Source organism: Paraburkholderia sp. BL17N1 (assembly GCF_003634175.1).
Taxonomy (GTDB): domain Bacteria; phylum Pseudomonadota; class Gammaproteobacteria; order Burkholderiales; family Burkholderiaceae; genus Paraburkholderia.
On the sequence record NZ_RBIW01000001.1, the window covers coordinates 743471 to 757063 of the forward strand.

General features: G+C 62.5%; 8 protein-coding genes and 2 pseudogenes. 6 read left to right on the forward strand and 4 right to left on the reverse strand.

Annotated features, from left to right (window positions below):
• Positions 1-63: 63 nt before the first annotated feature.
• Positions 64-1518 (reverse strand): catalase, encoded by a 1455-nt coding sequence (locus B0G82_RS03205; protein WP_121306629.1) that lies wholly within the window; start codon positions 1516-1518, stop codon positions 64-66.
• Positions 1519-1913: 395 nt separating this feature from the next.
• Positions 1914-2873: a LysR substrate-binding domain-containing protein gene (locus B0G82_RS03210; protein WP_106284513.1), complete on the reverse strand. Its 960-nt coding sequence runs from the start codon at positions 2871-2873 to the stop codon at positions 1914-1916.
• Between the two features lie 235 nt (positions 2874-3108).
• Between B0G82_RS03210 and B0G82_RS03215 the strand changes: the two are divergent.
• Positions 3109-4134 (forward strand): annotated as a pseudogene (locus B0G82_RS03215) (IS256 family transposase); the annotation flags it as partial.
• Positions 4135-4173: 39 nt separating this feature from the next.
• Here the strand turns inward: B0G82_RS03215 and B0G82_RS03220 are convergent.
• The gene (locus tag B0G82_RS03220; protein WP_116148735.1) at positions 4174-5439 is read right to left on the reverse strand and encodes an IS256 family transposase; all 1266 of its coding nucleotides are present in this window, start codon (positions 5437-5439) and stop codon (positions 4174-4176) included.
• 62 nt (positions 5440-5501) lie between these two features.
• Here B0G82_RS03220 and B0G82_RS03225 point away from each other — a divergent pair.
• Positions 5502-5753 (forward strand): annotated as a pseudogene (locus B0G82_RS03225) (transposase); the annotation flags it as partial.
• Positions 5754-5885: 132 nt separating this feature from the next.
• Here the strand turns inward: B0G82_RS03225 and recG are convergent.
• Positions 5886-8333: an ATP-dependent DNA helicase RecG gene (gene recG / locus B0G82_RS03230; protein ID WP_241974468.1), complete on the reverse strand. Its 2448-nt coding sequence runs from the start codon at positions 8331-8333 to the stop codon at positions 5886-5888.
• Positions 8334-8480: 147 nt separating this feature from the next.
• Here recG and queA point away from each other — a divergent pair, with 147 nt between their 5' ends.
• The 4 genes from queA to secD all read left to right on the forward strand — a co-directional run bounded on the left by queA (position 8481) and on the right by secD (position 13580).
• Positions 8481-9539, forward strand: a complete 1059-nt coding sequence (queA, locus tag B0G82_RS03235; protein ID WP_116142869.1) for a tRNA preQ1(34) S-adenosylmethionine ribosyltransferase-isomerase QueA — start codon at positions 8481-8483, stop codon at positions 9537-9539.
• Between the two features lie 103 nt (positions 9540-9642).
• Positions 9643-10857, forward strand: coding sequence for a tRNA guanosine(34) transglycosylase Tgt (tgt, locus tag B0G82_RS03240; protein ID WP_121306630.1), 1215 nt, complete (start codon positions 9643-9645; stop codon positions 10855-10857).
• Positions 10858-11066: 209 nt separating this feature from the next.
• Entirely contained in the window at positions 11067-11396 is a 330-nt protein-coding gene (yajC, locus tag B0G82_RS03245; protein ID WP_007179286.1) for a preprotein translocase subunit YajC, read from the forward strand.
• 117 nt (positions 11397-11513) lie between these two features.
• A complete protein-coding gene (gene secD / locus B0G82_RS03250) occupies positions 11514-13580 on the forward strand; it encodes a protein translocase subunit SecD (protein WP_116142871.1) in 2067 nt (688 codons plus the stop codon).
• Positions 13581-13593: the final 13 nt, after the last annotated feature.

The window sequence follows — 13593 nt, forward strand, 5'->3', positions numbered from 1 at the left end:
TCGGTACTAGCGGAACGCAAATGCGCTCGCTCTACTGCATGACTTCAACTGTGCGATTGCTGCTTATTGCCCGCTGCGTTCCGCGAGGTCGGCCATCGCGGCGATCACGCCTTGCGCGTAAGCCGGATCCGCGCGACGGAAATGCTCGATCTGACGCGCAACGATTTCCTGCGGCACGCCGTTGATATGGCGTGCGATGTTGCCGAACAGACGCTCGCGCTGAGCCGTATCGAAGAGCGCAAACAGCATACCCGGCTGCGTGTAGTAGTCGTCGTCCAGCCGATGATCGTAGCGATCCACCGTGCCCGCCGCGAGCGGCGGTTCGGCTGCGTTGGCGTCCTGCGCGAAGTCGCCGAAGCGGTTCGGCTCGTAATTCACGTTGCCGCCGAGGTTGCCGTCCGTGCGCATCGCGCCGTCGCGATGGAACGAATGCGGGCTCGGGACGCGCGCTGCATTCACCGGAATCTGATGGTGATTGATGCCGAGCCGATAGCGCTGCGCATCGCCGTATGAGAACAGACGGCCCTGCAACAGACGGTCCGGCGAGAAGCCGATACCCGGCACCACATTGGCGGGCGTGAACGCCGCCTGCTCCACGTCGGCAAAGTAATTCTGTGCGTTGCGATTCAACTCGATCGTGCCGACGTCGATCAACGGATAGTCCTTCTGCGACCACACTTTCGTGATGTCGAACGGGTTGAAGCGATACGTGACGGCCTCTGCTTCCGGCATCACCTGAATGGCGAAGCGCCACTTCGGGAAATTGCCCGCGTCGATGTTGCCGATCAGATCGCGTTGCGCGCTTTCGCGGTCTTGCGCGACGACTTGTGCCGCTTCCGCATCGGTGAAGTTCTCAATGCCTTGCATCGATTTGAAATGGAACTTCACCCAGAAACGCTCGTTGGCGGCGTTGATAAACGAATACGTGTGCGAGCCGAAGCCGTGCATCTGACGATAATTCTGCGGAATGCCGCGGTCGCTCATCAGAATCGTCACTTGATGCAGCGATTCCGGATGACGCGACCAGAAATCCCACGCGGCGACATTGCTGCGCATGTTGGTGTACGGGTCGCGCTTTTGCGTGTGGATGAAGTCCGGAAACTTCAGCGGATCGCGGATAAAGAATACCGGCGTGTTATTGCCGACCACGTCCCAGTTGCCTTCTTCCGTGTAGAACTTGATCGAGAAACCGCGTACGTCGCGTTCGGCATCGGCTGCGCCGCGCTCGCCCGCGACCGTCGAAAAGCGCATGAAGAGCGGCGTTTCCTTGCCGACTTGCGCGAACACCTTGGCCTTCGTGTAGCGCGAGATGTCGTGGGTGACCTTCAACGTGCCGAATGCACCTGAACCTTTGGCGTGAACGCGGCGCTCCGGGATCACTTCACGATCGAAGTGGGCGAGTTTTTCGAGCAGCCAGACATCTTGCAAAACAACCGGGCCGCGCGCGCCTGCGGTCATCGAATTCTGGTTGTCGGCGACGGGTGCGCCGGCGGCACTGGTGAGCTTACGTTCGGACATGCGTGACTCCTGGTTGGCTTTTATCGAAACAGATTGTGGGGGCGCGACGCAGCACGCTGAGGCCAGAGGCTCATGCGCTAGGCGGACAAGGCCCGATCGACCAGCAGGGAAAACATGACAGTGCGCGCGCTGAGCATCGAGGCGGCAAAACGGCTCGGCGCAACGGCCGTCCGAGGGACGAGGATTTGGACTTGTCGCGGCTTGGATTGCGTCATGATTTCCTCCGGGGTCTTTGGGATCGGGCGATCCATGGAGGAAACTATAACAATGCTATCGAAATAACGTGTTTGATTAATTTTATCTATTCGATAGGCCTGGCGGCTGTCGGCGCCTTGTATGGGCGCCAAGCCGGCCGCTGCGCTTACGCAGCGAGCCAGCCTTTGTGGGGCATCCGTCTAGTTGACCGCGACCGGCAAATCGAGCTTCTTGACGCCCGCCAGATCGCAGGAGTTGATAGCGTCGCAAATGGCCTCAATCGCGGGCATGCGCGTGAAGCTCTTGCGCCAGGCCAGCACGACGCGGCGATCCGGCACGGGCTCGTCGAAAGCGACGTAGCTCAGCAGCCCCGAATCGATGCCGCCGGCGTGCGGCTTGACTTCATGCACCGACATGCGCGGCAGCACGGTAATGCCGACACCGCTCGCCACCATGTGGCGGATGGTTTCCAGCGAGGACCCTTCAAAGGTTTTCTGGATGCCGTCCGCGTTTTGCGAAAAGCGCATCAGTTCCGGGCAGACGCCCAGCACATGATCGCGGAAGCAGTGACCGCTGCCGAGCAGCAGCATGGTTTCCTGCTTGAGATCGTCAGCATCGATTTTCGGGCGGTTTTCCCAGGCATGCCCAGACGGCAAGGCAACCACGAAAGGCTCGTCGTATAGCGGGCGCAGCATCAGGCCGGTTTCCGGAAACGGCAGCGCCATGATGGCGACATCGATTTCGCCTTGCTTGAGCAGTTCGATCAGCTTGAGCGTGTAATTTTCCTGCAGCATCAAGGGCATTTGCGGGACGCGCTTGATCATCTGCTTGACGAGTGTGGGCAGCAGGTACGGCCCGATCGTGTAGATGACGCCAAGACGCAGCGGCCCGACCAGCGGATCTTTGCCCTGTTTCGCGATTTCCTTGATGGCGAGCGTCTGTTCGAGAACGCGTTGCGCTTGCGTGACGATCTGTTCGCCGATCGGCGTGACGCTCACTTCGCTGGTGCCGCGCTCGAAGATCTGCACGTTCAGTTCGTCTTCGAGCTTTTTGATGGCCACCGACAGCGTCGGCTGGCTAACGAAACACGCTTCGGCGGCCCGGCCGAAGTGCCGCTCGCGGGCGACCGCGACGATGTATTTCAATTCGGTGAGCGTCATTAGGGGACCAATCAGTGCGGTGAGTTCGATAGGTTCTAGTTATACACCTATAGGGTCGGTTCGCCAACTGTTTGGGGTTGTTTGCGCGGGGCGCTTTGGGGGTTCGGTGGGGTTGGCCTTTCCTTGCCTTGTTAGTGGTCCATACACCGCGGCAAAGAAAGTAGGTGCCTGCCCCGCGAGCCTGTCAGATTTTCTGTGTGCCGAGGTCATGAGACGATAACGGAAATAACGTCCTATGACCGAAGCAACCGTGACAAAGAAGAACAGGAACCCGAAGGCACCGAAGCTGTTTCCCGATGAGTTGATCGACCAATTGCTTGCCCAGGTGCAGGGCAAGGATGCTGAGTCGGTCCTGGGCGAATCAGGTCTGGCCGGCCAGCTCAAGAAACGGCTGGCCGAGCGCATGCTCGCGGCCGAGTTGAGCCACCATCTGGAAGCCGAGACCGGGCAAGGCAAGTCCGGCAACCACCGCAACGGCACCAGCCCCAAGACGGTCATCACGCCCAATGGCGAACTGAATCTGGACATTCCGCGTGACCGGCAGGCGACATTCGAGCCGCAACTGGTCGGCAAGTATCAGCGCCGGCTGCCGGGCTTTGACGATCACGTCATCAGCATGTACGCGCGCGGCATGAGCGTGCGCGAGATTCAGGGCCATTTGCTGGAGCTATATGGCCTACAGGTGTCGCCCGATCTGATTTCGACCGTCACCGACGAGGTGCTGGCCGAAGTCGAACAGTGGCAGCAACGCCCGCTCGAGGCGATGTATCCGATCGTGTATTTCGACGCACTTCGACTGAAGATCCGCGACGAAGGCACGGTCAGGAACAAGGCGGTGTACCTCGCGCTGGGCATTCGGGCCGACGGGCGCAAGGAAGTGCTGGGTTTGTGGATCGAGCAAACCGAAGGCGCCAAGTTCTGGCTGAAGGTTTTCAACGAGTTGAAGAATCGCGGTTTGCACGACATCCTGATTGCGGTGGTCGACGGCCTGCGTGGGTTCCCGGAGGCCATCGAGGCGGTGTTTCCGGCCGCGCAGATCCAGACCTGCATCGTGCATCTGATCCGTAATTCGCTGAATCTGGCGAGCTGGAAGGACCGTAAGCCGTTGGCTGCGGCGCTCAAGCCGATCTATCAGGCCGCCACCGCCGAAGCCGCTGAGGCGGTGCTGCAAGCCTTCTCGCAAAGCGAATGGGGCAAGAAATTCCCAACGGTCGCCGCGATGTGGCAGCGCCAATGGGAACAGGTCATTCCGTTCTTCGCGAGCCTGTCCGCATTTTTGTGTGCGAGGCGGTTAGCGGAGTTACCCGCGTGCGTTGGTAAAACGCTCTCCAAACAGAATAGCGAACTGGTTCATGGCGGAGGACCAGTCGAATGCCGCCCGTACAGACTTCGCCAGCACGTTGCGCAATGCCAGCCACAATAGCTTGATGGCGGCCTCGTCGTTGGGGAAGTGGCCGCGGGTCTTGATGATCTTGCGTAGTTGCATGTTCAGGCTCTCAATGGCATTCGTGGTGTAGACGACACGGCGTATGTCGGGCGGAAACACGAAGAACGGTGTGACGTTCTCCCACGCCCGTCGCCACGACTGCACGATGGTCGGATACTTCGCGCCCCATGGCCCTTCGGCAAAGGCCTCCAGGGCCTGCTGCGCGGCCTGTTCGTTCGCGGCGGCATAGACCGGACGCAGCGCTGCGGCGACGCCTTTGCGGTCCTTGTAACTGGCGTATTCCAGGCTGTTGCGGATCAGGTGCACGATGCAGGTCTGCACGGCCGTGCGCGGGTACGCCGTGCCGATCGCCTCGGCCAGCCCCTTCAGGCCGTCGACCACCGCGATCAGGATGTCCTGGCAGCCCCGGGTCTTCAGTTCATTGAACACCTTCAGCCAGAACTTCGCACCTTCGGTCTGCTCGATCCACAGGCCGAGCACGTCGCGCTGGCCGTCGGCCTGAATGCCCAGCGCCAGATACACCGCCTTATTGCTCACCACACCGTCACCACGGATCTTCACGCGCAGCGCGTCGAAGAACACCACCGGGTACATCGGCTCAAGTGGACGGCTTTGCCAGGCAAGCGTTTCGGCCATCACCTCATCGGTGACCGAACTGATGAAGTCGGGCGAGACCTCGGTGCCATAGCTTTCGGCCAGAAACGCCTGGATCTCGCGCACGCTCATGCCGCGTGCGTACATGGCAATGATGCGTTCGTCGAAGCCCGTGAAACGGCGCTCGTGTTTGGGAATCAGGATCGGCTCGAAGCTGCCTTCACGGTCGCGCGGCAGATCGACCCGCACCGGGCCACGCTCGGTGATGACTGTCTTGCCGCTGGCGCCGTTGCGTTCATTGGTCTGCTCCGCAGGCTTGGGCTGGCCGGGCCGGTAGCCCAGATGCATGTTCATTTCGGCGCCCATCGCGCGCTCGATGAGCGCCTTGTTGAACGCCAGCATCAGGTCCTGAACCTCGGCGGGCGTCATCGGACCCTTCACCAGTTCATCCAGCAGCGCTTCAGGCAGTTCAGGCAGCGGCCCGCGGGCCGCTGCCTGAGACGCGACGGTGCGTTTCTTTTTCATCGGCATATCCATGACCTTGATCCCTCATGATATGCCCCGCCCACGAAATTACGGATAGGTCCTTCTTCGCCTATCCGCCGGAAGTACGCAGAATCATATACACGACAAATGCGATCGAAAGCATGCACATGCAGCTTCGCAAGATCGTCAAGAACCGCAGTCACTTCCCAAGCGACGAAGCCGCCAGCAAATTGCTATACCTGGCCTTGCGCAACATCGAAAAGGACTGGAAGATGCCACCTATCACCTGGCGGCAAGCAGTCAATCAGTTCGCCATTCTGTTCGGCGAGCGGTTCACCAGCGCCATCAACTGAGATTTCTAACCGGCCTCAGCACACAAGATTTCTGACACGTCCTGCCCCGCACAGGGGCGACGCTAATAGACCACTAACAAGCCAAGGAAAGGCCAACACAAAAAAACCCGCCGAGCAGGCAAATCCTCACCTTCAAGCCTTCAAAAACTGCTCCCGCGCGCCAAGCCAGCGCGCCAGATGCTGCAACACGACCTCGGGAAACTTCTCAAGCAAAACCGCCGCAGCCTCCCGCGCAGGCTCAATCAACCACTGATCATTCTGAAGATCAGCAAACCTCAACATCGCCGCGCCCGACTGCCGCGCCCCTAAAAACTCGCCCGGTCCACGAATCTCGAGATCCCGTCTGGCGATCTCAAACCCATCAGTGGTCTCCCGCATTGTCTGAAGCCGCGCCCGCGCAGTCATCGACAAAGGCCCGGTATAAAGCAGCACACAAACCGAAGCCGCACTCCCGCGCCCCACCCGTCCCCGTAACTGATGCAACTGCGCAAGCCCAAACCGCTCCGCATGCTCGATCACCATCAACGACGCGTTCGGCACATCGACGCCCACTTCGATCACCGTCGTCGCCACCAGCAGCTGCACCTCGTTACGCGTGAACGCATCCATCACGGCCGCCTTTTCAGCCGGTGCAAGCCGTCCATGCACGAGACCGACATTCAGTTCGGGCAACGCGGCCACCAGCGTCTCATACGTCTCGACCGCGGTCTGCAACTGCAAGGTCTCGCTTTCCTCGATCAACGGACACACCCAGTACACCTGGCGCCCCGTCAACGCAGCCTCGCGCACGCGTCCGATCACCTCCTCGCGCCGTGCATCGGACACCAGCTTGGTCAGGATCGGCGTGCGCCCGGGCGGCAATTCGTCAATGGTCGAGACGTCGAGGTCGGCGTAATACGTCATCGCAAGCGTGCGCGGAATCGGCGTCGCGGACATCATCAGTTGATGCGGCTGGAAGTTACGGGCGCCATCGGCGGCGTTCAGTGCCTTGGCGCGCAGCGCGAGCCGCTGCGCGACACCGAAGCGGTGCTGTTCGTCGACGATCACCAGCCCGAGGCGCGCGAACTCGACCGCGTCCTGAATGATCGCGTGCGTGCCGATCACGAGTTGCGCGGTGCCGAGCGCGGCGGCTTCGATCGCGGCGCGCTTTTCCTTGGCCTTCAGACTGCCGGCCAGCCACGCAACGCTCACGCCGAGCGGCTCCAGCCAGCCGCGCAGTTTGCGCGCGTGCTGTTCGGCGAGGATTTCCGTCGGCGCCATGAGCGCGGCCTGGTAGCCGGCGTCGATGGCCTGTGCCGCGGCCAGCGCGGCGACGATCGTCTTACCGCTGCCGACGTCCCCCTGCAAAAGCCGCTGCATCGGATGAGGCTGCGTCAAATCAAGCGCGATCTCGCCGCCGACGCGCTCCTGCGCCGCCGTCAGCGAAAACGGCAGCGCTTTCAGCAGACGCGCCACCAGCGCTGATTCGTCGCCCAGCTTGCGGCGCGGCATGGCCGGCGCCGCGCGGGTGCGGCGTTCGTCGTGCGCGCGCTTGAGCGACATCTGCTGCGCGAGCAATTCCTCGAACTTGATGCGCACCCACGCGGGATGCGTGCCGTCGATCAACGCGGTCTCATCGGACTGAACGCCCGGATGATGCAGCGTGCGCACAGCGTCCATCAGCGACGGCACGCCGAGCGGCTCCATAAACGTCCGCGCGACCGACTCCGGCAGCAGTTCCGGCAGCGACGTGCGCGACAGCGCGTTGTCGATGGATTTGCGCAGATACGCCTGCGTTACGCCTGCGGTGCTCGGATACACGGGCGTCAACGCCTGCGGCAGCGGCGTGTCTTCGTCGACCACGCGTACGGCCGGATGCACCATCTCCATGCCGAAGAAACCGCCGCGCACGTCGCCGCGCACCCGCAGCCGCGCGCCGATCGCCATCTGCTTGACCTGGGAGCCGTAGAAATTCAGAAAACGCAGCACGAGTTCGTCGCCGGCGTCGTCGCGCAGTTTCACCAACAACTGACGGCGTGGACGATAGGCGATCTCGTTGTCGAACACCACGCCTTCGGTTTGCGCAACGCCGCCCGGCAGCAGATGCCCGATCGGCGTCAGCGAGGTTTCGTCCTCGTAGCGCATTGGCAAATGCAGCACGAGGTCGATGTCGCGCGTCAGGCCGAGTTTGGCGAGCTTGTCGGCGGTTTTGTCCGCGGGTTTGGCGGCGGATTTCGCGCCGGACTTCACTGCGGATTTTGCGGCAACCTTGGGGCCGGGCTTGCCGGCGGGCCTGTCGCCGAATATGTCGGCAGGCTTGCCGACGTGTGTGTCACCGGATGGATCCACAAGGCCGACGCGCTCGCCGACAGATGTTTCAGCGGGCTCGCCGGCGCGTTTGCCGCCAACTTCGTCAACGGGCTTGCCATCCGACTCGTCACTCTGTCGCGAAGCTTTTCCAGCGTTCAACCCGGCGTCCGCGCCGACACCCTGGCCCGCGTCGCTCACTCCCGCCACCGCCTTGCCGCGCGAGACGCGGCGCCTGGGTTCGGCGCTCACTTCATCGGTAACGGAGGGCGATCGGCGGTCGGACAATGGCATTGGCTGCTTCGCAAGTACAATATCGGCTGTCAAAGGGTTCGGCGCCATACAGCGCGCGGGCTCGCGGGCCGCTCTGGCGTCCCGCAATCATAGCCGCCCGGCTCCGGCTTCGGCTCAATTCAGTTCATTTCGCTTCCAGTCGTTCGTATGTTGACGCTTTCCGATTTTGATTTCGATCTGCCTCCCGAGCTGATCGCGCAAGTCGCGCTGCCCGAGCGCAGCGCCAGCCGCCTGCTCGAGGTGGATCACCCGGCCGACGCCACCGGCCCCGCACGCCTGATCGACCGCCGTTTCGCCGAGTTGCCCGAATGCATCACAGCCGGCGATCTGCTGGTCTTCAACGATACCAAAGTCCTGAAGGCGCGCTTCCTCGGCCAGAAGGCCAGTGGCGGCAAGATCGAAGTGCTGGTAGAGCGGCTCACGGGCGAGCGCACGGCGCTCGCGCAGATCCGCGCAAGCAAGAGTCCGCAGCCGGGTACGACGATCCGGCTGGCGGATGCCTTCGACGTCACGGTCGGCGAGCGCGTCGAGCCGTTCTACACGCTGCATTTCCCCGACGATTGTCTGACGCTGATCGAGCAGTTCGGCCGGCTGCCGTTGCCGCCGTACATCGAGCACGATCCCGATTCGACCGATGAAACCCGCTATCAAACGGTGTTCGCGCAGAATCCCGGCGCGGTGGCCGCGCCCACGGCCGGCCTGCATTTCGACAACACGCTGCTGGCCCGCCTCGACGAAAAAGGCGTGGAACGCGCGACGCTGACGCTGCACGTCGGCGCGGGCACCTTCCAGCCGGTACGGGTCGAGAATCTCGCCGAGCACAAGATGCACAGCGAGTGGTATCACTTGCCGCAATCGCTCGCTGACCAGATCGCGGCGACGCGCGCGCGCGGCAACCGCGTGATCGCGGTGGGCACGACCTCGATGCGCGCGCTCGAAGCCGCCGCGCGCGACGCCGAAGCCGCAGGTCGCCCGTTGGCCGCAGCCAGCACGGAAACCGACATTTTCATCACGCCGGGCTATAAATTCCGCGTGGTCGACCGGCTCGTCACCAATTTCCATTTGCCGAAATCCACACTGCTGATGCTCGTGTCGGCTTTCGCGGGCGTCGAGACGATTCGCGAAACCTATCGCCATGCGATCGAGCAGCGTTACCGCTTCTTCAGCTACGGCGACGCGATGCTGCTCACGCGGCGCGACGTCTGATCGACGTCCACGAAAATTTTTGCAGTTCCAGGCCGCCGCGAACCTTTCCGCCGGCGCTCAACATTTGCGCCGGACTGTTTTCTGGTAGCACAGGAGTTTTTTCATGACCAACGGTCAATCCGTTAGCACGCGCGCCGATCACGGCGCTTACCTCGGCGATCACGTCCGCCCGGAAAACGGCCTCAATTTCGAATTGCTCGGCGTCGACGGCCTGGCCCGCCGCGGCCGCGTCACGCTGAATCACGGCGTGGTGGAAACGCCGATCTTCATGCCCGTCGGCACCTACGGCACCGTGAAGGCCGTGCAGCCGCGCGAGCTCAAAGAAATGCACGCGCAGATCATCCTCGGCAACACCTTCCACCTGTGGCTGCGCCCGGGTCTGGAGACGATCGAGGCGCACGGCGGTCTGCACGGCTTCATGGGCTGGAAAAAGCCGATCCTCACCGACTCGGGCGGCTTCCAGGTGTTCTCACTTGGCGATCTGCGCAAGATCACCGAAGATGGCGTCACGTTCGCGTCGCCGATCAACGGCGACAAACTGTTTCTGTCGCCCGAAGTGTCCATGCAGATCCAGAAAGTGCTCAACTCGGACATCGTCATGCAGTTCGACGAATGCACGCCGTACGCGACCAATAACGTGCCGACCTCGCACAAGGAAGCGGCCGATTCGATGCGCATGTCGATGCGCTGGGCGCAGCGCTCCATCGACGAATTTAACCGCTTGGGCAATCCCAACGCGCTGTTCGGCATCGTGCAAGGCGGCATGTTCGAGGACCTGCGCGACGAGTCGCTGGCAGGCCTCGCCGAGAAGGATTTCCATGGTCTCGCGATCGGCGGTCTGTCAGTCGGCGAGCCGAAGGAAGACATGATGCGCGTGCTGAACCACATCGGCCCCAAGTTGCCGGCCAACAAGCCGCACTACCTGATGGGCGTGGGCACGCCGGAAGATCTGGTGGCGGGCGTGGCCGCCGGCGTTGACATGTTCGATTGCGTGATGCCGACCCGCAATGCGCGCAACGGCTGGCTCTTCACGCGTTTTGGCGACATCAAGATCCGCAACGCCGCGCATAAGAATTCGCTGCGCCCGCTCGACGAGCAATGCGGCTGCTACACCTGCCGAAATTTCACTCGCGGCTATCTGCATCATCTGCATCGAGTAGGGGAAATCCTCGGTGCGCAGTTGAATACGATCCACAACCTGCACTACTACCTCGAACTGATGCAGGAAATCCGCGACGCAATCGACGCGAAAATGTTCGAGGCCTTCCGCAAACGCTTTCACGAGAACCGCGCGCGCGGCACCGCCGAGGCGCCGTAACGGCGCGGCAGAACGGATTCAGCCGAAGAATCCGTCCACCTCGCCGGGAAAACCTTACAATTATCTTTCGCGAGCGGCGGTAAAAACGGCAAAGCAGGCTTTAAACGGTTGATCCCAAAGCCGATTCGCCGCGCCGACGCGCGTCGGGCCGGTGGTAGAATAACCGGCTGATTTTTTTGATCGTTTTGACTTATAACGGAGAGACCAACGTGTCGTTCATTTCCAATGCCTTCGCCCAAGGCACAGCAACAGGTGGCATTGAATCGAACCTGATGAGCTTCCTGCCGCTGATCCTGATGTTCGGCGTGCTGTACTTCATCATGATTCGCCCGCAAATGAAGCGCCAGAAGGAACATCGCAACATGCTCGCCGCGATGGCCAAGGGCGATGAAGTGGTGACGAATGGCGGCATCGTCGGCAAGGTGACCAAGGTGGGCGAAGCCTACGTCGGCGTCGAAATCTCGGAAGGCACGGAAATCACCGTGCAAAAAGCGTCGGTCACGACGATTCTCCCGAAGGGCACGATCAAGTCGCTGTAAGGCCGAATCTCTCGCGTCCGGCGCGGCCTCGCCGGCAGTTCACGCAGCACACCGTGAACCGCCCGCGCTCATCGCCGGACGCATCGCTTCCAAGCCAACCTTCCCGTTGGACCACTCATGAATCGTTACCCCCTCTGGAAATACGCCGTGATGCTGGTGGCTCTGGTCATCGGCCTCGTGTACACGCTGCCCAACCTGTTCGGCGAAGCGCCGGCGGTGCAGGTGTCGAGCGGCAAGGCAACGGTCAAGCTCGACTCGACCACGCTGTCGGCTGTCGAAGCCGCGCTCGCCGCGAATCAGATCAAGCCGGACGACGTCACGTTCGACAACTCGGCGACCAACGCGAACATCCGCGTGCGTCTGCCGGACACCGACACGCAACTGCGCGTGAAAGACCTGCTGCAGAAGTCGCTGAACAGCGATCCGACCGACCCGCAGTACATCGTCGCGCTGAATCTGCAAAGCGCGTCGCCGCGCTGGCTGACCGCCTTGCACGCGCTGCCGATGTACCTCGGTCTCGATCTGCGCGGCGGCGTCCACTTCCTGCTGCAGGTCGACATGGCCGGCGCGCTGAACAAAAAGCTCGATTCGGACGCTTCCGACGCGCGCACGCTGCTGCGTGACAAGAATATCCGCGACGGCGGCGTGAACCGCGTGAACCAGTCGGTGGTGATCAATTTCGCCGACCAGGCCACGGCGGACAACGCGTCGAAGCAACTGAGCCGCGGCATCGCCGAACTCCAGTGGGCCTCGCAAGCCGGCCCGGACGGCGGCGTGCAACTGGTCGGCACATTCACGCCGGCAGTGCAGAAAGCCGTGCAGGACGCCGCGCTCAAGCAGAACATCACCACGCTGCACAACCGCGTGAACGAACTCGGCGTGGCCGAGCCGGTGATCCAGCAGCAAGGCGCCGACCGCATCGTGGTCGAACTGCCGGGCGTGCAGGACACGGCGAAGGCGAAGGACATCATCGGCCGCACGGCAACGCTCGAAGCGCGCCTCGCCGATCCGGTCAACACGCATCCGAATCCGTCCGATCCGGTGCCGCCGGGCGACGAACTGTTCACGCAAGGCAACCAGACGCCGGTGCTGCTGCGCAAGCAGATCATCTTCACGGGCGACCGGATCATCGACGCGTCGGCGGGCTTCGACGAACATCAACGCCCTTCGGTCAACATCCGTCTGGATTCGGCCGGCGGCCGCGCGGTGGCCAGCATCTCGCGCGACAACATCGGCAAGCCGATGGCCATGGTGCTGTTCGAAAAGGGCAAGGGCGAAGTGCTGACGGTGGCAACCATCCAGTCGGAACTGGGCGACCGCTTCCAGATCACCGGCCAGGCCACGCCGCAAGGCGCCGCCGACCTCGCGCTGCTGCTGCGCGCCGGTTCGCTGGCCGCGCCGATGGACATCATCGAAGAACGCACGATCGGCCCGAGCCTCGGCGCGGACAACATCAAGAAGGGCTTCCACTCGGTGGTGTGGGGCTTCGCGGCGATCGCCGTCTTCATGATCGCGTACTACATGCTGTTCGGCGTGATCTCCATGATCGGCCTGTCGGTCAACCTGCTGCTGCTGATCGCCGTGCTGTCCATGCTTCAAGCCACGCTCACCTTGCCGGGTATCGCCGCTATCGCGCTCGCGCTCGGTATGGCGATCGACGCGAACGTGCTGATCAACGAACGCGTGCGTGAAGAACTGCGCAACGGCGCGCCGCCGCAACTGGCCATCCAGAACGGCTACGCGCACGCCTGGGCGACGATTCTCGACTCGAACGTCACCACACTGATCGCCGGTATTGCGCTGCTCGCATTCGGCTCCGGCCCGGTGCGCGGTTTCGCGATCGTGCACTGTATCGGCATTCTGACGTCGATGTTCTCGGCCGTGTTCTTCTCGCGCGGCATCGTCAATCTCTGGTACGGCGGCAAGAAGAAGCTGAAGTCGCTGGCTATCGGCCAGGTGTGGCGTCCGGAGACGGCGCCGGCAGGCTCGGCTGCTTACCTCGGCAGCGAAGACGCCGCGACCGACACGGCGCAGGCCGTTGCCGCGGTCGCCGCCAAGCCGTCGAAGGCCAGGGCCGCCGTCGCGCAGGCACGCGCCGGCAAACCGACCGTGCGCCGCCGCAATGCGCCGGGTTCGTCGCCGGGTTCCTCGAGCACGCCGCAGAAACCGGGTTCGTCCCGCTGAGTCCCGGAGAACA

Bases quoted from the DNA above. Each gene is read 5' to 3' on its own strand.
- B0G82_RS03205 (WP_121306629.1), bottom strand. From the start codon at position 1,518: ATGTCCGAACGTAAGCTCACCAGTGCCGCCGGCGCACCCGTCGCCGAC.
- B0G82_RS03220 (WP_116148735.1), bottom strand. From the start codon at position 5,439: ATGAAAAAGAAACGCACCGTCGCGTCTCAGGCAGCGGCCCGCGGGCCG.
- tgt (WP_121306630.1), top strand. From the start codon at position 9,643: ATGACCAACGGTCAATCCGTTAGCACGCGCGCCGATCACGGCGCTTAC.
- secD (WP_116142871.1), top strand. From the start codon at position 11,514: ATGAATCGTTACCCCCTCTGGAAATACGCCGTGATGCTGGTGGCTCTG.
- B0G82_RS03210 (WP_106284513.1), bottom strand. From the start codon at position 2,873: ATGACGCTCACCGAATTGAAATACATCGTCGCGGTCGCCCGCGAGCGG.
- recG (WP_241974468.1), bottom strand. From the start codon at position 8,333: ATGCCATTGTCCGACCGCCGATCGCCCTCCGTTACCGATGAAGTGAGC.
- queA (WP_116142869.1), top strand. From the start codon at position 8,481: ATGTTGACGCTTTCCGATTTTGATTTCGATCTGCCTCCCGAGCTGATC.